The following is a 23,798-nucleotide window of genomic DNA, read 5'->3' as shown; positions in this document are numbered from 1 at the left end:
GTCAATTCTCGTCTTTGATCCGGTATTTTACGAAGGCGATATATTTGGCGAAGCCGAAGTTCAGGATTTTCTTTTTAGGAGATCCCGACAGGTGGCCCACCATGATGAATCGTGCACCTGCGAGATCGTTAAGGCCACTGAGCTTAAATGCCGAAAGCATCTCATCTTCCAGATCCTTATCTCGAATCAGGATACTTGGCTCACTGAGATAGTCGCCGCAGTTGAGCCAGGCTGAACCCTCCTTTCTGTTGACGTTGTTGATCTGTCCCCAGAACAGCCGCACCGAGCCCAGCTCAATACCTGAAAGTTGATATTGGGAGAACAGCAAGCGGCGAATGCTTCCTTCAAGGACTACCCGCCCATTGTCGGCGGTTATCCTGATGTTGGTTTCATCTTCGGGATAGTCAGGATTACGCATCAGCTTCGACAGGATTTGTCTCAGCGACTTATTGACTGGATAGTCGGCCGCGTTTGCGTATTGCTTTTGGATGCTGCCCCAAGGTGATCCCACGGGGGGTGTCGCGGGTGGGGCCGGTGTCAGAATGGTTTGGGGTTTTCGCTTGTCGAGATCCACAACGATGTGCGCAGTGTCTTCACCATCGACAATGCCTGGCTCTTCGCCATCGACGACGAGCACCACCGTTTTGATTTGGCAGCCTTCTTTGTGATGCGCTGCGAAACATGCAGCTCTCTCTCGCAGCCCACCAGTTGATCCGCTGACAAACCAAGCGCCTGCCTCGCACTCGACACATCTGATATTGCCCGCGTATTTTTCTACATCCTGCTGGAACTCGGCCAGCGAGCATGGGCTCAGGTCCACGCGGTAAATGACTGATTGCATCTCTTATCCTTAAGCGCAGCCGAGGGTTGAAAACTGGCTCAGTGCCGTCCTTGTTCGATCATACTCACTGTGCGGGGTGATGCTAGTAGAGAGGGTTCTGAGTCGTTTGTCGGATGTTGCCTACAGAGAAAACGGCTAAGTGCGGAAGCGGTTACGGGTAGCACTGAAAAGAGGTGGTATGAACTCCACCAGATATGCGGCATGGCACATGGCGCCTTCCCGGCTAAAGCCAGTCCTGCGAAGGCGCGCGTTGTGTCAGTGGGACCGGCTTCAGTCGGGAAGCGACCGGTGGTGACGCCGCCAGATTTGCGGCGTCGTATCTGGCGGTTTTCCGGCCAAATCCCGTCTTGGTAGACGCGAAAGCCTGCGCCCTACTGCAAATCAACTGTCAGCGACGGCGCCCCGAAGCTCACCAGTCGAGCATTGGACTGGCTCAAATATCCGCTCCAGAAGGTCTCCAGCTTCTGCACCGTATTGCCCGATCGATAGCCATTCTTGGCGGTCCCAGGTACCAGACCTGCGCCCAGTACATAGACTTTGGCGCCGCCCAGGTCTGCAAACAGTTTCTTCTGCTCGACTTTTTTCAACTCTGCAGCCGGGTCAATGGCGCGGATTTGGTTGCTGGCGTAAAAGCTGCCGAAGTCGCTGTTTTCCAGCATGTCGGAGACCAGCAACACCACCTTCTCCTGTGCAGGCCGCGGTGCGATGTCTTCGCCTATCTGCTTGAGGCTGAAAAAGATCTCGCTCTTTGCGATGTCCTCGCCCGGCTTCGCGAAACTTTCTACCAGTTTTTGGCCCAATGTTTTGCGAAAGAAATCGACCTGTTTGGCCAAGCAGTTGTCCAGCTGACGCAGGCTGTTCATGCCGATGTCGTCGCGTTTCTTATCATCCAGCTTGTCTTCAAGTTGCCCGGTATACATCAGCTTCATGTAATTACCCGGCAAGTAAGCGGAAAACTGGTACAGCCGGACGCTGTCGCCCGGTTTGACGTACCGCAGCGCGTGACTGTAAGTCGACTCCTTCAGGTCCTTTGGCAACTGAACCGTCTGGTCGACGATGATAATCAGCTCGCGCCCGGAGGAGGCAGGTCGGTATTCGGACAGCTTTGCGAAGTCATAGCAACTGGGCAGGTCATTACGCTCAGCCGCTTGCAGTGACGGCGTGCCCAGTAACAGGAGAGTGCTTGCCAGCAAGGCGCGCCGTTTCATATCACTGCTCCTGACGTGTTTGAGTGGCTTTTGCAGCCATGCGTTGCAGCTTCTGGACTTTCTTCAACTGTTCGACAGTGACTTCGTACTTGCCGGCAAGAAATGCCAGTTCGTCATCGTCGAAGTCATTCAGGTCGTCGAAATTGTCCGGGTCGAGTGCGACTGTAGGCTTGAGCGCAATCGGGGTCGCTTCTGGAGCGGCAGCAGGCGTAGCCATTGCCAACTCGGCCGCCGCCGGTTGAGTGACAGCCGATTTTGCCCTCGCACGCTCGTGAGCCTGGTCTGCACTCCGTTGCTCCCGGCTGAGACGGTCTTGCTCCAGGCGGCTGTCATCGCTCTTGCGGAAACCCTCGTGGCGCTTGGTGACATACGTATCGAAGTTACGGTGACCAAACCCTTTGAGCAAATGCTCTCGCTCATGGCCTGAGGTGGTAATGCGGTTGGCCAGTCGACTTTGTAAGGCTGTCAGTTTGGCCTGCGCATCACGGGCGACATGTTCGCGAAGATTCTGATAGTGAGCAGCAAACTCTTCGGCGTTATTGAACCCACGCGTGTATTGCCACGCTTGCCCCGATTGTTTCCCCGCGAAGGAGAACCGATTGGACAGCACGATGCCCACGCCCTGAATGCCCAGGAATATGACCGAAAGGATAATGTAAGTCGTCAGCGACGCAGCGCGGATGGCCTCCATTTTGTCGTGTGCCGAGGTCTGATCGGCAGTCTGGTTTTCCTGCGCGCTTTCAGCCGGCAACTCGAATGGCGAATCCGGCAGTTTGGTGTTGCCCGACTGAGTCTGGCTGAAGGCATCCGGGTTGCTGACCAAATCAACTTCCATCGATTTGAGGCTGTAGTTACGGATGACAAAGGCACCAATCGCAATCGCCAGCACATAAATCAGGCAGACCGTGGTCCACGTGTATTTGGGCGTGACCCGTGCGTTGTGGTCAGTGCGGTTAAGCACTTTAAGGTAATTGGGTTCGTCGTCGTCGCGGTAGGTATTGTCGATATCGACTTTGGTGTCCGCCTCCAGATCCCTCGGCGTGCGCGACTGCTCATACCAAGTGCGAATCTTGGTAATCAGGCTGCTGTGGTGCATCTCGCGGCCTGCCATCTCGGTGAAGAATACCGCGGCGACAGAGAGCAGAAAGGCAGTGAACCACGCCAGCATGCCAGCGACATTGGCGGATATGTTTTGCACCATGAACGGCGCAAGGACGTAGGCAAAACCAACGGCTTCGAAGAAGATCAGGCCGATGATCAGCATCCACATGAAGAAGCCTTTCTCCCGTCGACCGGTCTCGTGAACCTTGTTCAGGTAATCACGGCACTTGTCATAATAGTCCGGGCTTTTGTTGAAACCTCGGTAGTACGAGTAATAGTCGGCACACAGGCGTGATTCGCTGTCCATCCAACCATCTGCTTCAGTGATAGGCGGCTTTCTGCTCAAGCTGCTGATTCGACCCACGAGCGGCAGGGCGTACGCCACGTTCATATAGAAGTAGCTGACTTTCGACCACCAGATCCTGATGGCGACCAGAAGCACCAGCGTGCTCAGGATCAAACCCACTGCCACGCGGTGCATTACAAGAAAAGCGGTCAGGGCGTCCATTGAAAACTGTTCCATGTTATTCCTCGAGCGTTACGGACTTCAGGTGCGGATAGGGACGAATTTAGCGACGTAGCTCTCGCCGGTTTTGTCATAGAACAACTTGCCGTCCACTGCCTTGCCGCCGTTCTTGTCCAGAACAATGTCCATGCAGTTCACCGGCGCCTGAGCGTCGTCGATGAACACGCGATAGAGCACGGTGTCCTGGCCTTCGAAAGTGTTGGCAACAGCAGCGAGGGTGGTCGCTTTGCCTTTCTTGTTCTGTTCGTAGCCTTTAACCAGTTGGATACGAGGCTGCTTGGCAATCTCTGCGTTGTTGCGCAGCACGGCGATTGGCGTGATGGTCACCAGATTGCCGTTGACGTTGTTGGCCCAGACTCTGCCGTTGTAACCCGGCAGGTAATCGGTGGTCTCGTGCTCGGCCAGTTCTTGTCCGCTCGCAAGGTTCTTCACCGCGCCGGCAACCCGTGGGCGATCGGCTTCACAGCTCGCGACCGGCACGCTTGCGTTGGCTTTGCTGATCAGCGTGAAGCCCGTGGACTCCATGGGTTTGACCAGGCGGGCCAGTTGATTGACATCCGAGCTGGCGGGGCTTCCGCCGAAATCGATGAAGTTTGGGGCCAGCGCGGCAACCGGCTGCTCGGTAGATTTTTTCGGCGCCTCAGCTTGAGGTGCAGACGCAGCGACTTTGGCTTTCGGCGTGGGCTGGTTGCGCGTCCCATGGGCCAGATAGCGCGGGTTGCTGCGCTCCTGTTTAACGCGTTGTTCCAGCAGCGCCGTGGACTCCAGCTGGACGATTTCCACACGGCGATTCTGGGCGCGCCCTTCGGTGGTGGTGTTATCGGCCAGGGGACGGGCTGCGCCTACACCCTGGAAGTACAGACTCTGAGCGGAAATACCGGCCTCCGCCAGGACTTTGCCGACACTGCGCGCACGACGCTCGGACAGTTGCTGATTGAAGTCTGCGGAGCCGGTCGCGTCGGTATGTCCCACCACCAAAACCGCTTGCCGCTGAGCGTTGGACTGGCCTTGCGCCGGCTTGAACGCGTTGGCGAGCTTGCGCACCTGACGCAGGCCATCGGCTGTCAGTTGGTCGCTGCCCGTGGGAAACATGCCCTGATCTTCGACCTGGGCAACAATGCCCGCGTCCGCCATCACGGCAGGTTTGCCATTCTGCGCGGGGGCCTGTGCCTGCAGCGTGTCGATCTGCATTTTCAGGTGTTCTTCCTGCGCAATGCGCTGCAGTTCCTGCTGACGGTTCTGCCAGACATGGCCCACTGCGCAACCCGCTGCACCGCCGACCACACCGCCTGCGACGGCTTTGCCAGCATTACCCGTGGCGGCGTAGATCAAACCCGCGCCGAGCAATGCCCCACCTGCGCACCCTATCGCCGTGCCGTAATCACGGCCGGCCTGATCGAACGTGGCGCAACTGCTCAGCGTCACTGCCAGTGCCAGCACCGTCAGCTTGCCGGGATGAAAAGACTTCAATGCGTACGCTCCTTGTGAGACTGCGAAAGGCGCACGGACGTGATGACCGGGCGCAATCGCCTGTCTTCGTCCGTGATGAAAAGCCTTCAATGGATCCGATTTCTCAGGCGGGGGATTTCACCACAGCGGGGCAGGGGATTCAATGTCAAAGGGCCATTCCCGTTTGGTTTTGGAAATTTTTGCTGAGGGGATCAGCCTAGGCTGGCGATGTGCTGAGGACGGGGGGGATTGATGCTGATGCTTAACCGTTTAGTAAATGCCGCCCACAAAAAAAACCGGCTCAAATCTGGCCGGTTTTTCTGTGCTCCAAGTCACGTAACCACTTGAAGGTGTTGCTGTTTGGTGCCCCGAGGGAGAATCGAACTCCCACTTCTTTCGAAAACGGATTTTGAATCCGCCGCGTCTACCAATTCCGCCATCAGGGCTCAATGGCGGCGAAGTATAGAGACGAGCCTACCGTTGGTCAATCATGTTTCATGGTCAATTTTCACTTATTCCGCTAAACTTCCCGGCCCTGCTAGACGAACCCCATCATGCGTGTCGCTGACTTTACCTTCGAGCTCCCGGATTCATTGATCGCTCGCCATCCTCTGGCGGAGCGACGCAGCAGCCGTTTGCTGACCCTCGACGGGCCAAGCGGCGCGCTGGCACACCGCCAATTCACTGATTTGCTGGAGCATTTGCGCCCTGGCGATCTGATGGTCTTCAACAATACCCGGGTGATTCCGGCGCGGCTGTTCGGGCAAAAAGCCTCGGGCGGTAAGCTGGAAATCCTCGTTGAGCGCGTTCTCGATCAGCACCGTGTGCTGGCCCATGTGCGCTCCAGCAAGTCGCCCAAGCCGGGTTCGACGATTCTCATCGATGGCGGTGGCGAGGCCGAGATGGTCGCGCGCCATGATGCGTTGTTCGAGCTGCGCTTCGCCGAGCCGGTGCTGCCGCTGCTCGAGCGCGTCGGGCACATGCCGTTGCCTCCTTATATAGACCGCCCGGACGACGATGCCGACCGCGAGCGCTATCAGACCGTGTACGCCCAGCGCGCCGGTGCTGTGGCGGCGCCGACGGCAGGTCTGCATTTCGATCAGACCATGATGGCGGCGATTGCCGAGAAGGGCGTCGAGACCGCATTCGTGACGCTGCACGTCGGCGCCGGGACATTCCAGCCGGTGCGCGTTGAGCGCATTGAAGATCACCACATGCACAACGAGTGGCTTGAAGTCACTCAGGACGTGGTCGACGCCGTGGCCGCTTGCCGCGCACGCGGTGGTCGGGTGATCGCCGTGGGCACGACCAGCGTGCGTTCGCTGGAAAGTGCCGCGCGCGATGGCGTGCTCAAGCCCTTCAGCGGCGACACCGATATCTTTATCTACCCGGGCCGACCGTTCCATGTGGTCGATGCACTGGTCACCAATTTCCATTTGCCGGAATCGACGCTGTTGATGCTGGTCTCGGCATTCGCCGGTTATCCCGAAACCATGGCGGCCTACGCGGCTGCGGTGGAGCACGGTTACCGCTTCTTCAGTTACGGGGATGCCATGTTCATCACCCGCAATCCCGCGCCGACCGCTCCCGGGGAATCAACCCCGACGGACTCGGCCCCAGAGGATCACGCATGAGTCGCACCTGTCGTATGTCTTTCGAGCTGCTGGCCACCGATGGCAAAGCGCGTCGCGGTCGCCTGACCTTTCCTCGCGGCGTTGTCGAAACGCCTGCGTTCATGCCGGTCGGCACCTACGGCACGGTCAAGGGGATGCTGCCTCGGGACATCGAGGCCACCGGCGCTCAGATGATCCTCGGCAACACCTTCCACCTGTGGCTGCGTCCGGGTACTGAAGTCATCAAAGGCCACGGCGACCTTCACGATTTCATGCAGTGGAAAGGGCCGATTCTGACCGACTCCGGCGGTTTTCAGGTGTTCAGCCTGGGCGCGATGCGTAAGATCAAGGAGGAGGGCGTGACCTTCGCCTCTCCGGTTGACGGCGCAAAGGTGTTCATGGGGCCTGAAGAATCGATGCAGGTTCAGCGCGACCTCGGTTCCGACGTCGTGATGATCTTTGACGAATGCACGCCGTATCCTGCGGACGAAGAAGTTGCGCGCACCTCCATGGAGCTGTCGCTGCGCTGGGCCAAGCGGTCCAAGATCGCCCACGGCGAAAACACCGCGGCGCTGTTCGGCATCGTTCAGGGCGGCATGCACGAGAACCTGCGCATGCGCTCGCTCGAAGGCTTGAGTGAGCTCGACTTTGACGGCCTGGCGATTGGCGGCCTGTCGGTCGGCGAGCCCAAGGACGAGATGATCAAGGTCCTGGACTACCTGCCGGGCCGCATGCCGGCTGACAAACCTCGTTACCTTATGGGTGTAGGCAAGCCCGAGGACCTGGTTGAAGGTGTCCGCCGCGGCGTCGACATGTTCGACTGCGTGATGCCTACGCGCAATGCGCGCAACGGTCATCTGTTCATCGATACCGGTGTTCTGAAAATCCGTAATGCGTTTCATCGTTACGATGAGTCGCCGCTGGATCCGACCTGCGATTGCTACACCTGCAAAAACTTCTCCCGCGCCTATCTGCACCACTTGGACAAGTGCGGCGAAATGCTGGGTAGCATGCTCAATACGATCCATAATTTGCGCCATTACCAGCTGCTTATGGCTGGTTTGCGCGAGGCTATTCAACAAGGTACATTGGCCGCCTTTGTCGACACGTTCTATGCCAAACGCGGGCTTGTGACGCCGTTACTGGACTGAGCGACATCCGGTCTTTCGCTTCCTATTATTAAAATATGCAACTGGAGTGTTAAATGAGCTTTTTCATCTCTTCCGCTTTCGCGGATGCGGCTGCCCCTGCCGCTGCAGGCCCTATGGGCGGCGGTTTCGAGTGGATTTTCCTGGTCGGCTTTCTGGTCATCTTCTATCTGATGATCTGGCGTCCACAGGCCAAGCGCGCCAAAGAGCAAAAGAACTTGCTGGGCAACTTGCAGAAGGGTGATGAAGTCGTCACTACCGGCGGTATCGCAGGCAAGATCAACAAAGTGACTGATGACTTCGTTGTTATCGAAGTGTCCGACACCGTAGAGCTGAAGATCCAGAAGGGCGCAATCGCTGCCACCCTGCCCAAGGGCACTCTGAAAGCCATCTGATTCCAGTCTTTTACCAATCGACGGGGCGCGCAAGGCGCCCCGCGTTATAAGCAGGCGGCGTGATGTTGAACAAATACCCTCTGTGGAAATACATCCTGATCCTGGCAGTGCTGGTGATCGGTTTTATTTATTCCGCACCCAATCTCTACCCTGATGACCCGGCTATCCAAGTCACGGGCGCAAGCACTGCGCTGCAGGTCAATCAGGCTGATCTGGATCGCGTAAGCAAGGCGCTTACCGATGCTGGCATCGCGGTCAAGGGCGCTTCTCTGGCCGAGAATGGCAAGGGCGGTTTGTTGCGTCTGACCAAACAGGAAGACCAGCTGCCAGCCAAAGATGTCGCACGCAAGGCGCTGGGCGACGATTACGTTGTCGCGCTCAACCTGGCTCAGACCACGCCAAAATGGCTGCGCAGCATTGGCGCTACGCCGATGAAGCTGGGTCTCGACCTGTCCGGTGGCGTGCACTTCCTGCTTGAAGTCGACATGGACAAAGCGCTTAGTGCGCGTCTGAATGTCTACGAAGGCGAAGTGAAGAGCCTGCTGCGCAAGGAAAAAGTGCGTTATCGCAGCCTGCCGCAGGACAACGGCGCCATCCAGCTGGGCTTCAGCGATGCTGATACCCGCGAACAGGCCCGTGCGCTGATCCGCAAGGACTACACCGATTTCGATATCACCACGAGCGATCGCGGCGAGATGCCGATCCTGCGTCTGGCCATGACGCCAGCCAAGATCGCTGAAATCCGCGAATACTCGATCAAGCAAAACCTGACCACCGTGCGTAACCGGGTCAACGAGCTGGGCGTCGCCGAGCCGCTGGTTCAGCGTCAGGGCGCCAACCGCATCGTGGTCGAGCTGCCAGGTGTTCAGGACACCGCCGAAGCCAAGCGTATCCTCGGCAAGACGGCCAACCTTGAGTTCCGTCTGGGCGCAGGCCCCGACGACAGCAAAGCCACCACCGAGATGTTCGAATTCCGCGAAGGCGGTCGTCCTGCGGCGCCGGTCGAGCGTGGTCTGATCATCACCGGTGACCAGGTAACCGACGCCAAGGCTGGCTTTGACGAGCACGGCCGTCCTCAGGTGAACATCAAGCTGGACGGCCATGGTGGCGATCTGATGAGCCGCGCAACCCGCGCGAACGTCGGTCGCAGCATGGCGGTGATCTTCATCGAGCAGAAGCCGACCACCACCTACACCAAGCAAATGGTCAACGGCGTCGAAAAAGACGTGCCGGTCCAGACGTTCAAGGAAGAGAAGAAGATCATCAGCCTGGCGACCATTCAGTCGCCGCTGGGTGCTCAATTCCGCATCACCGGCCTGAACGGCGCAGGTGAGTCGTCCGAGCTGGCGCTGCTGCTGCGTGCCGGTGGTCTGGCTGCACCCATGTACTTCGCTGAAGAGCGCACCATCGGCCCGAGCCTGGGTGCCGACAACATCACCAAGGGTATCGATGCATCCCTCTGGGGCATGCTGTTCGTCTCGCTGTTCATCCTCGCCATCTACCGTTTCTTCGGTCTGATCGCGACCGTGGCCCTGGCCTTCAACATGGTCATGCTGCTGGCGCTGATGTCGCTGCTGGGTGCAACGCTGACCCTGCCAGGCATCGCCGGTATCGTCTTGACGATGGGTATGGCGGTCGATGCCAACGTGCTGATCTTCTCGCGGATTCGTGAAGAGATCGGCAATGGCATGACGGTTCAGCGTGCAATCAACGAGGGCTTCGACCGCGCGTATACCGCGATCCTCGACGCCAACCTGACGACGCTGCTGGTCGGCGGCATTCTCTTCGCGATGGGCACCGGCCCGGTGAAGGGTTTTGCGGTCACCATGTCCCTCGGGATCTTTACCTCGATGTTCACAGCCATCATGGTGACCCGCGCAATGGTCAACCTGATCTTTGGCGGTCGTGACTTCAAGAAGTTGTGGATTTAAGGGGCTGCCATGAAACGTACGATCAACTTCATGGGCGTTCGCAACATTGCGTTCGCCATTACCATGCTTCTTACCGTTCTGGCGTTGTTCAGCTGGTTCTATAAAGGGCTGAACTTCGGTCTGGATTTCACCGGCGGTACGCTGATCGAGCTGACCTACGAGCGCCCTGCCGATCTGCACAAAGTGCGCGAAGAGCTGGTTACGTCGGGTTATACCGAAGCGGTCGTGCAAAGCTTCGGTGCGACCACCGATCTGCTCGTTCGTATGCCGGGTGAAGACCCGCAGCTGGGCACTCAGGTTGCTGAAGCGCTGCGCAAGACAGGCGCCGATAACCCGGTGACCGTCAAACGCGTCGAGTTCGTCGGTCCGCAGGTGGGTGAAGAGCTACGCGACCAGGGTGGCCTCGGCATGCTGTTGGCACTGGGCGGCGTTCTCGTCTACCTGGCTTTCCGTTTCCAGTGGAAGTTCGCGGTGGGGGCGATCATCTCGCTGATCCACGACGTGGTGGTGACGATGGGCATTCTGTCGTTCTTCCAGGTGACCTTCGACCTGACCGTTCTGGCCGCTGTATTGGCGATCATTGGTTACTCGCTCAACGACACCATCGTGGTATTCGACCGGGTTCGCGAGAACTTCCGTCTGCTGCGCAAGGCTTCGCTGATCGAGAATATCAACATCTCCACCACGCAGACCTTGCTGCGGACCATGGCCACCTCGATCTCCACATTGCTGGCGATCGTCGCGCTGTGGATCTTTGGCGGCGATAGCCTGCACGGGTTCTCGGTGGCACTGTTCATCGGTGTTCTGGCAGGTACGTACTCGTCGATCTACATCGCCAACGTGGTGCTGATCTGGCTGAACCTGCGCAGCGAAGACTTGCTGCCACCGGTCACGGTCGACAAGGTGGATGACCGTCCGTAACCAGTAATGGTAACCGGCCATCACCTGAAAAGGCGCGAGGGTGAACTCGCGCCTTTTTTTGTGCTCCAAGGCTGGGAGTAGCGCGAGCAATCGCGCTGAATATCGTCAGGAGGTTCACGTGAACAAGTCGTTGCTTATTGGTGCAGTATTGGGTGCCGTCGGTGTTACCGCCGGTGGTGCTTTGGCCACCTATAGCCTCGTAAAACAAAGCGGCCCAGAGTACGCAGACGTACTTGCCGTCGAGCCTGTTAAAGAACAAATCAAAACCCCGCGTCAAGTCTGCAAAGACGTTGCAGTCACTCACCGAGCGCCGGTGAAGGACGAGCATCAGATCGTGGGGAGTGTCATCGGTGCCGTAGCGGGTGGCCTGCTCGGCAACCAGGTGGGTGGCGGTAATGGCAAGAAGATTGCCACGGTCGCCGGTGCGGTCGGCGGGGGTTACGCCGGTAACAAGGTTCAGGAAGGCATGCAGAACCGCGACACTTACACCACCACCGAGTCGCGCTGCAATACCGTCAATGACATCAGCGATAAAGTCGTCGGCTACAACGTGAAGTACAAGCTCAACGACAAAGTCGGGCAGGTGCGTATGGATCGCGATCCGGGCAGTCAGATCCCTGTCAACAAGGAAGGTCAGCTGGAGTTGAGCCAAGCGGGCCAGTGATAGCACTAACCGTTCCTCAAAAAAGCACCTTCGGGTGCTTTTTTGTTGCCGGTGTCATGGAACTCAAGGGTACAAAAAAACCGGCACATGGCCGGTTCTCTTGTACAGCGTGCTTGGCTTAACGCTTCAGCGAAGTCGGCACAAATGGAGCGATCGACGTCAGCACTGCTTTGAAGCATTTGGTGTTGCCAGCAACGATGTGACCTTTTTCAAGGAAGTCGTGACCGCCGTTGAAATCGCTGACCAGTCCGCCTGCTTCCTGAATGAGCAGGGCGCCTGCGGCCATGTCCCATTCCGACAGACCCGATTCCCAGAACGCGTCGAAACGGCCCGCAGCCACGTAAGCCAGGTCCAGGCTTGCGGCGCCGGCGCGACGGATACCGGCCGTCTGGCCCACCAGCGAACGGAACATGTTCATGTAGTTATCGAGGTTATCGAGCTGGTTTTCGCGGAACGGAAAACCTGTCCCGAGCAGCGCGCCCTCAAGGCTCTTGCGCGGACTGACGCGCAGACGGCGGCCGTTCAGGGCAGCGCCACGACCACGGCTGGCGGTGAATTCTTCCTGGCGGACCGGGTCCAGAACAACGGCGTGTTCCAGGCGACCGCGGTATTTGCACGCGATGCTGACGGCGAAGTGAGGAACGCCACGCACGAAGTTGGTGGTGCCGTCGAGTGGATCGATGATCCAGAGGTAGTCGGTACCTTCGCCGCTGCCTTCATGCAGGCCGCTTTCTTCGCCAAGGATGCCGTGGGTTGGATACGCCTTGCGCAGTGCGGTGATGATGCTCTGCTCGGCGGCGCGATCGATTTCGGTCACGTAATCTTTCGCGTCTTTTTCGTCGACCTTGATGGTATCCAGGCGCTCGATGGAGCGGAAAATCAATTCGCTGGCGCTGCGGGCGGCGCGCAGCGCGATATTCAGCATGGGCTGCATGGATGGATCACCTAGGTCGTTAAAGAGAGCCGGCCATTCTATTGGTTCTCTTGGATGATTTCCAGCGCGAGTGCAGACTTTGCCGCGCGGCCGGTCGGCATGGCGCGAGGAAGTCGGGGGTGCCCTGTCTCCTTTTAGTGGCGTATCCGGCGCGTGAGGCGCAAGGTTCGTGGCGTTGCAGCAAGTGCTTCTGTAACATTCGTCCCCCTTTTCACCTGCTAGCGAGACTTCACCAGTGCTGCAAAAAATTCGTGTCGTCCTGGTCGGTACCAGCCATCCCGGAAATATCGGTGGCGCCGCACGTGCCATGAAAAACATGGGCCTTTCACGTCTGGTGCTGGTTGATCCCGCCATGTTTCCCCACCATGAGGCCGATGCACGGGCGTCTGGCGCGGGCGATATTCTGGAAGGCGCGCAGGTCGTGGCGACGCTGGAAGATGCGCTGGTAGGCTGCAATCTGGTGTTGGGCACCAGCGCCCGGGATCGCCGCATTCCCTGGCCGCTGCTCGACCCTCGTGAAGCGGGCGTCAAAACCGTTGAGCACGCCGCGCTGGGCGAGGAGATCGCACTGGTGTTCGGTCGTGAATACGCCGGCCTCACCAATGAAGAGTTGCAGCGCTGCCATTACCACGTACACATCCCATCAGACCCGGAATTCAGCTCGTTGAATCTGGCCGCCGCTGTGCAGGTGTTGAGTTACGAAACCCGCATGGCCTGGCTCGCGGCCGACGGTCAAGCGAGTAAGGTGGAGAAGTTCGAAGTCAATTCGGTGCGAAGTACCGAGCTGGCGACCATGGATGAGATGGAAAAATTCTATGAGCATCTCCAGTCCACGCTGGTTGCCATTGGCTTCCTTGATCCCGAGAAGCCTCGTCACCTGATGGCGCGGTTACGTCGTCTGTACGGCCGCTCTGCGGTCAATCGATCCGAGATGAGCATCTTGCGCGGCATCCTCACCGAGACCCAGAAAGCGGCCACCGGTGAACCCTATAAGCGGAAGGATCAGTAATGTTCGAGCGTTTGCGGGAAGACATCCAAAGCGTGTTTCATCGTGACCCGGCGGCTCGAAATGCCTTTGAAGTGCTGACCTGCTACCCCGGCATGCACGCGATCTGGCTGCATCGGCTGTCTGGCTGGTTGTGGCGCAACGAACTGAAATGGCCGGCGCGCATGGTCTCCAACTTCGGTCGCTGGCTGACGGGCATCGAAATTCACCCGGGTGCGAAAGTCGGTAGGCGCTTTTTCATCGATCACGGCATGGGCATTGTGATCGGCGAGACCGCTGAGATTGGCGATGACGTGACGCTTTATCAGGGTGTGACCCTGGGCGGTACCAGCTGGAACAAGGGCAAGCGCCATCCTACTTTGGAGTCCGGCGTGGTTGTCGGCGCGGGCGCCAAGGTGCTCGGACCGTTCACCGTGGGCGCCGGGGCAAAGGTCGGCTCCAACGCGGTGGTGACCAAGCCTGTGCCGGCGGGTGCAACGGTGGTGGGCATTCCGGGGCGGATCATCGTCAAGTCTGACGACGAGGCCGAAGCGAAGCGCAAGGCGATCGCCGAAAAGCTCGGCTTCGATGCGTATGGCGTTGGTGAGGACATGCCTGATCCGGTGGCACGCGCGATCGGCCAGTTGCTCGATCACCTGCAAGCGATGGACGTGCGCGTGGAGGACATGGGCAAGGCATTGAAGAGCCTGGGCGGCGAGTATCGCGAAAAAGAACTGCCCGAGCTGCGTCAGGAGGTCTTCGACTGCATGAAAGAGCGTTGCGAGGTTAATGCGCCCCGGGAATAAATCAGCGCGCCCCCCTCAGGTCGAGCATGTGCCAATCCCGGCGTGTTTTGCTATGATGCCGCCGCGCTTTTGCGGGTAATCCCGACTGTTCCGCTAGGTCTTATAGTTGACTTAAATACTCGGGAATAGCATACTCGCCCTCATTCCGAACCTCCGCGGTACACGTCATGCGACTGACTACAAAAGGCCGATACGCTGTCACTGCCATGCTCGACCTGGCATTGCATGCGCAGCATGGGCCAGTGTCCCTGGCCGATATCTCCGAGCGGCAAGGGATTTCCCTTTCCTACCTGGAGCAACTGTTCGCCAAGCTGCGCCGCGGCAATCTGGTCTCCAGCGTGCGTGGGCCCGGCGGCGGTTATCAGCTAGCCCGTCAAATGCAGGGCATTCAGGTGGCGCAGGTGATCGACGCGGTCAACGAATCGGTTGACGCGACGCGCTGCCAGGGGCTCGGTGATTGCCATGCCGGTGACACCTGTCTGACCCACCACTTGTGGTGTGACCTCAGTCAGCAAATTCACGAGTTTCTAAGCGGTATCAGCCTGGCCGACCTTGTCACTCGCCGTGAAGTGCAAGAAGTCGCCCAACGTCAGGATCTGCGCCGTTGCGGTAGCAAGACGCAGCCACTGGACAAGATTGAAACATCCGCCGTTGAGTGAACGCAGATGAACGCGCGGCGCGCCTGCCCGATAGGAGATATTCAATGAAATTGCCAATTTACCTCGATTATTCCGCGACGACCCCGGTCGACCCGCGTGTTGCGCAGAAAATGAGCGACTGCCTTCTGGTTGATGGCAACTTCGGTAACCCGGCGTCGCGCTCCCACGTGTTTGGCTGGAAGGCCGAAGAAGCGGTCGAGAACGCCCGCCGTCAGGTTGCCGATCTGGTCAATGCCGACCCACGCGAAATCGTCTGGACTTCCGGTGCTACCGAGTCCAACAACCTCGCGATCAAAGGCGCTGCGCATTTCTATGCCTCTAAAGGCAAGCACCTGATCACCAGCAAAATCGAACACAAAGCCGTGCTCGACACCATGCGTCAGCTTGAGCGTGAAGGCTTTGAAGTCACCTACCTCGAACCGACCGAAGATGGCCTGATCACGCCGGCCATGATCGAAGCAGTCATGCGCGACGACACCGTTCTGGTCTCGATCATGCACGTCAACAACGAAATTGGTACGGTCAACGACATCGCTGCCATTGGCGATATGACCCGCTCCCGCGGTGTGCTCTTCCACGTCGATGCAGCGCAGGCCACCGGCAAGGTTGAAATCAACCTGGCCAACCTTAAAGTTGATCTGATGTCGTTCTCGGCCCACAAGACCTACGGTCCTAAGGGTATTGGCGCATTGTGGGTCAGCCGCAAGCCACGTGTTCGCATCGAAGCCGAAATGCACGGTGGCGGTCACGAGCGTGGTATGCGTTCCGGTACGCTGGCGACGCACCAGATCGTCGGTATGGGTGAAGCCTTCCGCGTGGCCAAAGAAGACATGGCTGCCGAGAACGTTCGCATCAAAGCCTTGAGCGATCGCTTCTATCAGCAGGTTGCGCACCTGGAAGAGTTGTACATCAACGGCAGCATGACTGCCCGTGTGCCGCACAACCTCAACCTGAGCTTCAACTATGTAGAGGGCGAGTCGCTGATCATGGCGCTCAAGGACCTGGCGGTTTCGTCCGGTTCCGCGTGCACCTCGGCTTCCCTGGAACCTTCCTACGTGCTGCGCGCCCTGGGCCGTAACGACGAGCTGGCACACAGCTCGATCCGTTTCACCTTCGGTCGCTTCACCACTGAGGAAGAGATCGACTACGCCGCGCAGAAAGTCTGCGAGGCAGTGACCAAGCTGCGCGCCTTGTCGCCGCTGTGGGACATGTTCAAAGATGGCGTCGACATCTCCAAAATCGAGTGGGCGGCGCATTAATTCAAAGTCGCCACACCTGCGGCACTTTGAAAACAGCTTCCGAGTGCCGCGAGAGCGACGTGTTGTAACTGATGAGGAATTGCACCATGGCTTACAGCGAAAAGGTCATTGACCACTACGAGAATCCCCGCAACGTCGGCAAGATGAACGCGGAAGATCCTGATGTCGGCACCGGCATGGTCGGCGCGCCGGCTTGCGGCGACGTTATGCGTCTGCAGATCAAGGTGAACGAGCAGGGCATCATTGAAGACGCCAAGTTCAAAACCTACGGCTGCGGCTCTGCCATCGCGTCGAGCTCCCTGGCCACCGAGTGGATGAAGGGCAAGACTCTGGATGAAGCAGAGACCATCAAAAACACTCAGCTGGCTGAAGAACTGGCCCTGCCGCCAGTGAAGATCCACTGCTCCGTGCTCGCTGAAGACGCCATCAAGGCGGCCGTTCGCGACTACAAGCAGAAGAAAGGCCTGCTCTGAGCAGAGTCTGTTCCGCTGCGTTAAGTAACTTGCGTGAGGTAAGGAGTTCCGATGGCTATCAGCATGACCGAAGCGGCCGCCAACCATGTACGCCGCTCCCTCGATGGGCGCGGCAAGGGTGACGGCATTCGTCTGGGCGTTCGCACGACCGGTTGTTCCGGGCTTGCCTACGTGCTCGAGTTCGTCGATGAGCCGGAAAGCGAAGACACGGTGTTCGAGTATCACGGCGTCAAGGTGATCATCGATCCCAAGAGCCTGGTCTACCTTGACGGCACCGAGCTCGATTTCGTCAAGGAAGGGTTGAACGAAGGCTTCAAGTTCAACAATCCCAACTCGCGCGGTGAATGTGGCTGCGGCGAAAGCTTCAACGTCTGAGGCTTATTGTGGGTACTCCTTGTCACTTTGCTTTATTCGACCTGCAGCCGGGCTTCGATCTGGACCTCGACCTGTTGGCGACGCGTTACCGTGAGCTTGCCCGGAGCGTGCACCCCGACCGTTTTGCCGATGCCCCTGAGGCTGAGCAACGGGTTGCGCTGGAGCGCTCCGCCAGTCTGAACGACGCCTACCAAACGCTCAAGAATGCGCCGAAAAGGGCGCGTTACCTGTTGGCGCTGAAGGGCGAAGTTCCGCTGGAAGTCACTGTGCAGGATGCCGAGTTTCTGATGCAGCAGATGCAATGGCGCGAAGAGCTCGAAGATTTGCAGGGCGACGCGGATCTGGCGGGCGTTGCGGTATTCAAACGCCGGCTGAAGGTTGCCCAGGAAGAACTGAACGAAAGCTTCGCGGCCTGTTGGGACGATGCTGCACAGCGTGATCAGGCTGAACGGCTGATGCGCCGCATGCAGTTCCTCGACAAGCTCTCCTACGAAGTGCGCCAGCTCGAAGAGCGCCTCGACGATTAACCCCGCGCCGTCCTTCTGGGGCGGCTCGCCAGTGATATCAGAAAAGCAATGGCTCTACTGCAGATCGCCGAACCCGGCCAAGCTCCAAAACCTCATCAGCGTCGCCTGGCTGTCGGGATTGACCTCGGCACCACCAACTCGCTGGTGGCTGCCCTGCGCAGCGGCATCAGTGAGCCGCTCCCCGACGCCAACGGTCAGGTCATCCTGCCGTCCGCCGTTCGCTATCACGCCGATCGTGTCGAAGTAGGCCAGTCTGCCAAGGGTGCGGCCGCGACAGATCCTCTGAATACCATTATTTCCGTCAAGCGCCTCATGGGGCGCGGGATCTCCGACGTGAAGCATTTGGGTGGGCAGTTGCCTTACCGCTTCACCGGTGGGGAATCCCACATGCCGTTCATTGAAACCGTGCAGGGCCCTAAGAGCCCGGTCGAAGTGTCGGCCGACATTCTTAAGGTGCTGCGCCAGCGCGCCGAAGAAACACTGGGTGGCGAACTGGTCGGTGCGGTCATCACCGTTCCCGCCTATTTCGATGACGCTCAGCGTCAGGCCACCAAAGACGCCGCGAAGCTGGCGGGTCTCACCGTCCTGCGCCTGCTCAACGAGCCCACTGCGGCTGCCGTGGCATACGGGCTGGACCAGAACGCAGAGGGCGTGGTCGCGATTTACGATCTGGGCGGCGGCACCTTCGACATCTCGATCCTGCGCCTCACCGGCGGCGTATTTGAAGTCATGGCCACCGGTGGCGACAGCGCGCTGGGAGGTGATGATTTCGATCACGCCATCGCAACCTGGATCATTGCTGAAGCCGGCCTGTCCGACGACCTCGATCCTGCTGCCCAGCGCCGCTTGATGCAGGCGGCATGTGCGGCGAAGGAATCCCTGACTGACGCCGATTCGGTGGAAGTAGTCCATGGCGAATGGCAGGGCGTTCTGACCCGCGCCGCATTCGATGCCCTCATTGAGCCGATGATCGCCCGCAGTCTCAAAGCTTGCCGTCGTGCCGTTCGTGATTGCGGCATTGAGCTGGATGAAGTCGAAGCCGTGGTCATGGTGGGTGGTTCCACCCGCGTCCCGCGAGTGCGCGAAGCGGTGGCCGAACTGTTCGGCCGCCAGCCGTTGACCGAGATCGACCCCGATCAGGTAGTCGCCATCGGCGCTGCGATTCAGGCCGATACCCTGGCAGGTAACAAGCGCGATGGCGGCGAGCTGTTGCTGCTCGACGTGATCCCGTTGTCCCTGGGGCTGGAGACCATGGGCGGACTGATGGAGAAGGTCATTCCGCGCAACACCACGATCCCGGTGGCCCGCGCCCAGGAATTCACCACTTACAAAGACGGCCAGTCGGCCATGATGATCCACGTGCTGCAAGGCGAGCGTGAGCTGATCAGCGACTGCCGTTCTCTGGCGCGTTTCGACCTGCGCGGCATTCCCGCGATGGTCGCCGGCGCTGCGAAAATCCGAGTGACCTTCCAGGTCGACGCCGACGGCCTGCTCAGCGTGTCCGCCCGCGAGCTGGCGTCGGGCGTTGAGTCGAGCATTCAGGTCAAGCCTTCTTATGGCCTGACTGACGGTGAAATCACCCGCATGCTGAAGGATTCGTTCCAGTACGCCAGTGACGACATGGTGGCTCGCGCGCTGCGAGAGCAGCAGGTCGACGCGCAGCGTTTGCTCGAAGCGGTCGAAGGTGCGTTGCAGGCCGATGGCGAACGCTTGCTCGATGCCGAAGAGCGCATGGTGATCGACATGCAGATGGAAGAACTTCGTGAATTGATGAAGGGCGATGACGGTCCGGCCATCGAGCAGCAGACCAAGCGTCTGTCGCAGGTGACCGATGCGTTCGCCGCCCGCCGCCTGGACTCGACGGTGAAAGCCGCGCTGTCAGGGCGCAACCTGAATGAGATTGAGGAATAACTGATGCCGCAGGTTACATTTCTGCCACACGCCGAGCATTGCCCGGACGGGATGGTTGTCGAGGCCGAAGTCGGCAAGTCGATTCTGGAACTCGCCCACGACCACCACATCGAGATCGAAAGCGCATGCGGCGGCGTCTGCGCCTGCACCACCTGCCACTGCATCATTCGTGCGGGCTTCAACTCCCTCGAAGAAGCGGACGAGCTGGAAGAGGACTATCTTGACCGTGCGTGGGGGCTGGAAGCGCAGTCCCGTCTGGCCTGTCAGGCCAAGGTCGGCACCGAAGACCTCACCGTCGAGATCCCGAAATATTCGCTTAACCACGCTGCCGAAGCGCCGCACTGATCGAGAAGCTGTCATGAGTTACGGTTGGAATGACGTACAACGCATCGCTGAAGAACTCGCCGAGACTCACCCCGGCGTTGACCCTTATTCGGTAGGGTTCACCAAGCTGCAACTGATGATCAAGCAGCTCCCGGATTTCGACGACACCTCTGGCCGCGTCGGCGAGAAAGTGCTCGAGGCGGTCCAGACGCTCTGGGCCGGCGAAATCGACTGATCAGATTTGCACGTTAGGCAATAACATCAAACCCGCGTATAATTCGCGGGTTTAATTTTTCGCAATAATCACTGCTTCTGGAGTTACACCATGGCTGTTCAACGTACTTTCTCGATCATCAAGCCTGATGCTGTTGCCAAAAACGTCATCGGCGAAATCACCACCCGTTTCGAAAAAGCCGGTCTGCGCGTTGTCGCTTCGAAACTGAAGCAACTGTCCAAGGCCGAAGCAGAAGGTTTCTACGCTGAGCACAGCGCCCGTGGCTTCTTCGGTGATCTGGTTGCATTCATGATCTCCGGCCCGGTTGTCGTGCAGGTTCTGGAAGGCGAAAACGCTATCGCTCTGAACCGCGAGCTGATGGGCGCTACCAACCCTAAAGAAGCTGCTGCCGGCACCATCCGCGCTGACTTCGCTGATTCCATCGACGCCAACGCTGTTCACGGCTCCGACTCCGAAGCCGCTGCTGCTCGTGAAATCTCGTACTTCTTCGCTGCTACCGAGGTAACCACTCGCTAAGCTATTGCTGCGAGTGAGGGTGAATCCATGACTGAATCAACTGGCAAAATCAACCTGTTGGGTCTGACCCGGCTGGAAATGGAAAAATTCTTCGAGTCTATCGGGGAGAAACGCTTCCGTGCCGGTCAGGTCATGAAGTGGATTCACCACTTTGGCGTCGATAACTTCGACGCCATGACGAATGTCGGCAAGGCCCTGCGCGAAAAGCTGCAGAGCCGTGCCGAAATTCGCGGTCCAGAAGTCGTCAGCGAGGACATCTCCACCGACGGCACCCGTAAATGGGTCGTCCGTGTCGAGTCCGGCAGCTGCGTCGAGACCGTCTATATTCCGCAAGGCAAACGCGGCACGCTGTGTGTCTCGTCCCAGGCGGGCTGTGCGCTGGACTGCAGCTTCTGCTCCACCGGCAAACAAGGCTTCAACAGCAACCTCACCGCCGCCGAAGTCATTGGCCAGGTGTGGATTGCCAACAAATCTTTTGGCAGTGTCCCGGCTACCGTCGACCGCGCCATCACCAACGTGGTGATGATGGGGATGGGCGAGCCATTGCTGAACTTCGACAATGTCATTGCCGCCATGCATCTGATGATGGATGACCTGGGGTATGGCATTTCCAAGCGCCGGGTGACGCTGTCCACCTCCGGCGTGGTGCCAATGATCGATGAGCTGTCCAAGCACATCGACGTCTCGCTGGCCCTTTCGCTGCACGCGCCCAATGACGCGCTGCGAAACCAGCTGGTGCCGATCAATAAAAAATACCCTCTGAAGATGCTCCTCGAGTCCTGCCGCAACTACATGGCGGCGCTGGGCGAAAAGCGCGTGCTGACCATCGAGTACACGCTGCTCAAGGACATCAACGACAGGCCTGAGCACGCGATCGAGATGATCGAGCTGCTCAAGGACACGCCGTGCAAGGTCAACCTGATCCCGTTCAACCCGTTTCCGCATTCCGGCTACGAACGCCCCAGCAACAACGCAATCCGTCGTTTCCAGGATCTGCTGCATCAAGCCGGCTTCAACGTCACCGTGCGTACCACGCGCGGTGAGGACATCGATGCTGCCTGCGGCCAGTTGGTCGGGCAGGTCATGGACCGCACCCGTCGCAGCGAGCGCTATATCGCTGTGCGAGAGCTCAGTGCCGATGCCGACGTGGTGCAGGCCGCTTCCGCTCGCAATTGAATGCGAATTTGACTGAGAGGATCTCTATGTCCCTGCGCGTTGCGCTGCTGCTCTGTTTTGCCACGCTGCTGGTCGGTTGTGTGTCTACCGGCAACGTCGATCCGCTGAGCACCAGCAAGGGACGTGAGGAAGCTCGTCAGGCTTACGTGCAATTGGGTTTGGGCTATCTTCAGCAAGGTCAGATGGAGCGTGCGAAGGCGCCTCTGAAAAAAGCGCTTGAGCTGAACGGCTCCGATGCGGATGCCAATGCTGCGCTGGCGCTGGTGTTCCAGGCCGAGATGGAACCGGAACTGGCGAACCAGTATTACGAAAAAGCGTTGTCGGCACGTTCCAAAGACGCGCGAATCCTCAACAATTACGGCAGCTTTCTTTACCAGCAGAAACGTTACAAGGAAGCCTACGAGCGCTTCGAGCAGGCCGCCGAGGATAATCTCTACGCCGAGCGCGCCCGAGTGTTCGAAAACCTCGGCATGACGGCTGTGATGCTTGGGGATCGCGACACCGCCCGTGAGCATTTCGACAAAGCCCTGCGCCTCGATCGTCAGCAGCCACGCGCGTTGCTGGAAATGGCTGAGTTGTCGTACGAAGACAGGCATTATGTGCCGGCACGCGATTACTACGAGCGTTTCAGCCAGTTGAGCGAGCAGAATGCGCGGAGCCTGTTGCTCGGCACGCGGCTGGCGAAGGTGTTTGATGATCGCAACAAGGCAGCCAGCTATGGGCTGCTTCTAAAAAGACTCTATCCCGGTACGCCGGAATATCAGCAATACCTGTCGGAGCAATGATGAAAGCGGCGCATCCCGAAGTTGTAGCAGCCACTCGCACGAACCCAGGCGAAACATTGCGACAGGCCCGCGAGAGCAAGAACTGGTCGCTGCCAGATGTGGCGTTGAGGCTCAACCTCACCGTGACTTCCCTGACTCATCTGGAAGTGGGCGATTTCGACAAGCTCCCCGGCCATACCTTTGCCCGCGGCTATGTCCGCGCCTACGCCAAGCTGCTTGACCTTGATCAAGCTGCATTGGTCAGCGCGTTCGATCAGTACACGGGCACCGACGGCAAGGGCAGCAGCGTTCATGCGCTGGGCCGAATCGAAGAGCCAGTACGGCTGTCTCACAATATCCTGCGCATCGTCAGCCTCTTGCTGCTCATTGCCTTGATCGGGGGCGGCTTCGTGTGGTGGCAGGATCAAGCCACGCTGCGTGGCAAGGAACCGACCAATCTGGGCATGGAGCACGTCGAAGTCGAAAGCGCCGACGGCACCACCCAGATCCATCCGCTCGACGAGCCGGAAGATCAAGCTGTCGCTCAAGGCCAGACCGCGCTGCCGTTGAACAACGCCGAGCCTGCGTCCGCGCCTGAAGCCCCTGCTGCATCCAGCAGTGCATCCACCAACACGGGCACGGTCACAGGCGCTGCTGTTCCACACAGCACATCGACTACCGCGCCGGTAGCACCCGCACATACCACGTCGACCCCAACCGCGCCGGTCACCACCGTGGCGCCAACGCCTGCGACCACCGCACCCGTCAATACCGCAACGAGTGCAGCGGCTGACGCAGCGCCCGTACCGGCAGGTGCCGGCCGCGTTCAGGTTCAGTTTGTCAACGATTGCTGGACCCAGGTCACCGATGGCAACGGCAAAGTGCTGATGAGCGGACTCAAGAAAAAAGGCGACAGCCTCGACGTCAATGGCAAGCCGCCGCTGACCCTGCGCCTGGGCTTTGCTCGCGGCGCGCAAGTGAGCTACAACGGTCAGCCGGTTGATGTGGCACCTTTCACCAGTGGCGAAACTGCTCGCCTGAAGCTAGGGCAATAAGT

General features: G+C 58.9%; 25 protein-coding genes and 1 tRNA gene. 20 read left to right on the top strand and 6 right to left on the bottom strand.

Annotated features, from left to right (window positions below):
- Position 1 precedes the first annotated feature (1 nt).
- The 5 genes from M1E04_RS19920 to M1E04_RS19900 all read right to left on the bottom strand — a co-directional run bounded on the left by M1E04_RS19920 (position 2) and on the right by M1E04_RS19900 (position 5,571).
- Positions 2-841, bottom strand: a complete 840-nt coding sequence (locus tag M1E04_RS19920) for a hypothetical protein (RefSeq protein WP_369318858.1) — start codon at positions 839-841, stop codon at positions 2-4.
- Between the two features lie 371 nt (positions 842-1,212).
- Positions 1,213-2,049, bottom strand: coding sequence for a hypothetical protein (locus tag M1E04_RS19915; RefSeq protein WP_410927843.1), 837 nt, complete (start codon positions 2,047-2,049; stop codon positions 1,213-1,215).
- A 1-nt stretch (position 2,050) separates the two neighbouring features.
- Positions 2,051-3,673, bottom strand: a complete 1,623-nt coding sequence (locus M1E04_RS19910) for a hypothetical protein (protein WP_296308323.1) — start codon at positions 3,671-3,673, stop codon at positions 2,051-2,053.
- Positions 3,674-3,697: 24 nt separating this feature from the next.
- On the bottom strand, positions 3,698-5,146 hold the full coding sequence (locus M1E04_RS19905; protein WP_369318861.1) for an OmpA family protein: 1,449 nt from the start codon (positions 5,144-5,146) through the stop codon (positions 3,698-3,700).
- Positions 5,147-5,486: 340 nt separating this feature from the next.
- Positions 5,487-5,571 (bottom strand) — tRNA-Leu (locus M1E04_RS19900).
- Between the two features lie 108 nt (positions 5,572-5,679).
- Here M1E04_RS19900 and queA point away from each other — a divergent pair.
- From queA to M1E04_RS19870, 6 genes are all read left to right on the top strand, one after another.
- Positions 5,680-6,759, top strand: coding sequence for a tRNA preQ1(34) S-adenosylmethionine ribosyltransferase-isomerase QueA (gene queA, locus M1E04_RS19895; RefSeq protein WP_065990039.1), 1,080 nt, complete (start codon positions 5,680-5,682; stop codon positions 6,757-6,759).
- A gap of 14 nt (positions 6,760-6,773) precedes the next feature.
- Positions 6,774-7,889 carry a tRNA guanosine(34) transglycosylase Tgt gene (gene tgt, locus M1E04_RS19890; protein ID WP_167355804.1) on the top strand — a complete coding sequence of 372 codons (1,116 nt, stop codon included), beginning with the start codon at positions 6,774-6,776 and terminating at the stop codon, positions 7,887-7,889.
- Between the two features lie 53 nt (positions 7,890-7,942).
- The gene (gene yajC / locus M1E04_RS19885; protein WP_037012510.1) at positions 7,943-8,281 is read left to right on the top strand and encodes a preprotein translocase subunit YajC; all 339 of its coding nucleotides are present in this window, start codon (positions 7,943-7,945) and stop codon (positions 8,279-8,281) included.
- 62 nt (positions 8,282-8,343) lie between these two features.
- On the top strand, positions 8,344-10,212 hold the full coding sequence (gene secD / locus M1E04_RS19880) for a protein translocase subunit SecD (protein WP_369318863.1): 1,869 nt from the start codon (positions 8,344-8,346) through the stop codon (positions 10,210-10,212).
- A 9-nt stretch (positions 10,213-10,221) separates the two neighbouring features.
- Positions 10,222-11,133: a protein translocase subunit SecF gene (secF, locus tag M1E04_RS19875; protein ID WP_296308330.1), complete on the top strand. Its 912-nt coding sequence runs from the start codon at positions 10,222-10,224 to the stop codon at positions 11,131-11,133.
- A 118-nt stretch (positions 11,134-11,251) separates the two neighbouring features.
- Entirely contained in the window at positions 11,252-11,797 is a 546-nt protein-coding gene (locus M1E04_RS19870) for a glycine zipper 2TM domain-containing protein (RefSeq protein WP_065990034.1), read from the top strand.
- 118 nt (positions 11,798-11,915) lie between these two features.
- Here the strand turns inward: M1E04_RS19870 and suhB are convergent, their stop codons facing one another.
- Complete coding sequence (gene suhB / locus M1E04_RS19865; protein ID WP_065990032.1) at positions 11,916-12,731, bottom strand: type III secretion system regulator SuhB; 816 nt, start codon at positions 12,729-12,731, stop codon at positions 11,916-11,918.
- Positions 12,732-12,966: 235 nt separating this feature from the next.
- On the opposite strand from suhB, the gene trmJ reads away from it, so the two are divergent.
- From trmJ to M1E04_RS19795, 14 genes are all read left to right on the top strand, one after another.
- Positions 12,967-13,740 carry a tRNA (cytosine(32)/uridine(32)-2'-O)-methyltransferase TrmJ gene (trmJ, locus tag M1E04_RS19860; protein WP_065990030.1) on the top strand — a complete coding sequence of 258 codons (774 nt, stop codon included), beginning with the start codon at positions 12,967-12,969 and terminating at the stop codon, positions 13,738-13,740.
- On the top strand, positions 13,740-14,522 hold the full coding sequence (gene cysE, locus M1E04_RS19855) for a serine O-acetyltransferase (RefSeq protein WP_192132323.1): 783 nt from the start codon (positions 13,740-13,742) through the stop codon (positions 14,520-14,522). The genes trmJ and cysE overlap by 1 nt, the downstream gene beginning before the upstream one ends.
- A 167-nt stretch (positions 14,523-14,689) precedes the next feature.
- Positions 14,690-15,181 carry a Fe-S cluster assembly transcriptional regulator IscR gene (iscR, locus tag M1E04_RS19850; protein WP_065990026.1) on the top strand — a complete coding sequence of 164 codons (492 nt, stop codon included), beginning with the start codon at positions 14,690-14,692 and terminating at the stop codon, positions 15,179-15,181.
- Between the two features lie 44 nt (positions 15,182-15,225).
- Positions 15,226-16,440 carry an IscS subfamily cysteine desulfurase gene (locus M1E04_RS19845; protein ID WP_456291906.1) on the top strand — a complete coding sequence of 405 codons (1,215 nt, stop codon included), beginning with the start codon at positions 15,226-15,228 and terminating at the stop codon, positions 16,438-16,440.
- An 86-nt stretch (positions 16,441-16,526) separates the two neighbouring features.
- Positions 16,527-16,913 carry a Fe-S cluster assembly scaffold IscU gene (gene iscU / locus M1E04_RS19840; RefSeq protein ID WP_062383507.1) on the top strand — a complete coding sequence of 129 codons (387 nt, stop codon included), beginning with the start codon at positions 16,527-16,529 and terminating at the stop codon, positions 16,911-16,913.
- 51 nt (positions 16,914-16,964) lie between these two features.
- Positions 16,965-17,288 carry an iron-sulfur cluster assembly protein IscA gene (gene iscA, locus M1E04_RS19835; RefSeq protein ID WP_065990022.1) on the top strand — a complete coding sequence of 108 codons (324 nt, stop codon included), beginning with the start codon at positions 16,965-16,967 and terminating at the stop codon, positions 17,286-17,288.
- An 8-nt stretch (positions 17,289-17,296) separates the two neighbouring features.
- On the top strand, positions 17,297-17,815 hold the full coding sequence (hscB, locus tag M1E04_RS19830; RefSeq protein WP_456291905.1) for a co-chaperone HscB: 519 nt from the start codon (positions 17,297-17,299) through the stop codon (positions 17,813-17,815).
- A 48-nt stretch (positions 17,816-17,863) separates the two neighbouring features.
- Positions 17,864-19,726, top strand: a complete 1,863-nt coding sequence (gene hscA / locus M1E04_RS19825) for a Fe-S protein assembly chaperone HscA (protein WP_410934435.1) — start codon at positions 17,864-17,866, stop codon at positions 19,724-19,726.
- Positions 19,727-19,729: 3 nt separating this feature from the next.
- Positions 19,730-20,071, top strand: a complete 342-nt coding sequence (gene fdx, locus M1E04_RS19820) for an ISC system 2Fe-2S type ferredoxin (protein ID WP_065990018.1) — start codon at positions 19,730-19,732, stop codon at positions 20,069-20,071.
- Between the two features lie 13 nt (positions 20,072-20,084).
- Positions 20,085-20,285 carry a Fe-S cluster assembly protein IscX gene (gene iscX, locus M1E04_RS19815; RefSeq protein WP_192132319.1) on the top strand — a complete coding sequence of 67 codons (201 nt, stop codon included), beginning with the start codon at positions 20,085-20,087 and terminating at the stop codon, positions 20,283-20,285.
- A gap of 90 nt (positions 20,286-20,375) precedes the next feature.
- Positions 20,376-20,801: a nucleoside-diphosphate kinase gene (gene ndk / locus M1E04_RS19810; RefSeq protein ID WP_007916882.1), complete on the top strand. Its 426-nt coding sequence runs from the start codon at positions 20,376-20,378 to the stop codon at positions 20,799-20,801.
- A gap of 27 nt (positions 20,802-20,828) precedes the next feature.
- Positions 20,829-21,977, top strand: coding sequence for a 23S rRNA (adenine(2503)-C(2))-methyltransferase RlmN (rlmN, locus tag M1E04_RS19805; protein WP_192132317.1), 1,149 nt, complete (start codon positions 20,829-20,831; stop codon positions 21,975-21,977).
- 26 nt (positions 21,978-22,003) lie between these two features.
- Positions 22,004-22,762 (top strand): type IV pilus biogenesis/stability protein PilW, encoded by a 759-nt coding sequence (gene pilW, locus M1E04_RS19800; RefSeq protein WP_065990012.1) that lies wholly within the window; start codon positions 22,004-22,006, stop codon positions 22,760-22,762.
- Positions 22,762-23,796 (top strand): RodZ domain-containing protein, encoded by a 1,035-nt coding sequence (locus M1E04_RS19795; RefSeq protein ID WP_456291904.1) that lies wholly within the window; start codon positions 22,762-22,764, stop codon positions 23,794-23,796. The genes pilW and M1E04_RS19795 overlap by 1 nt, the downstream gene beginning before the upstream one ends.
- Positions 23,797-23,798 lie beyond the last annotated feature (2 nt).

The organism is Pseudomonas sp. AK106 (assembly GCF_053903055.1).
Note: the sequence above shows the minus strand (reverse complement) of the source record. Positions and strands in the feature narration are given on the sequence as shown.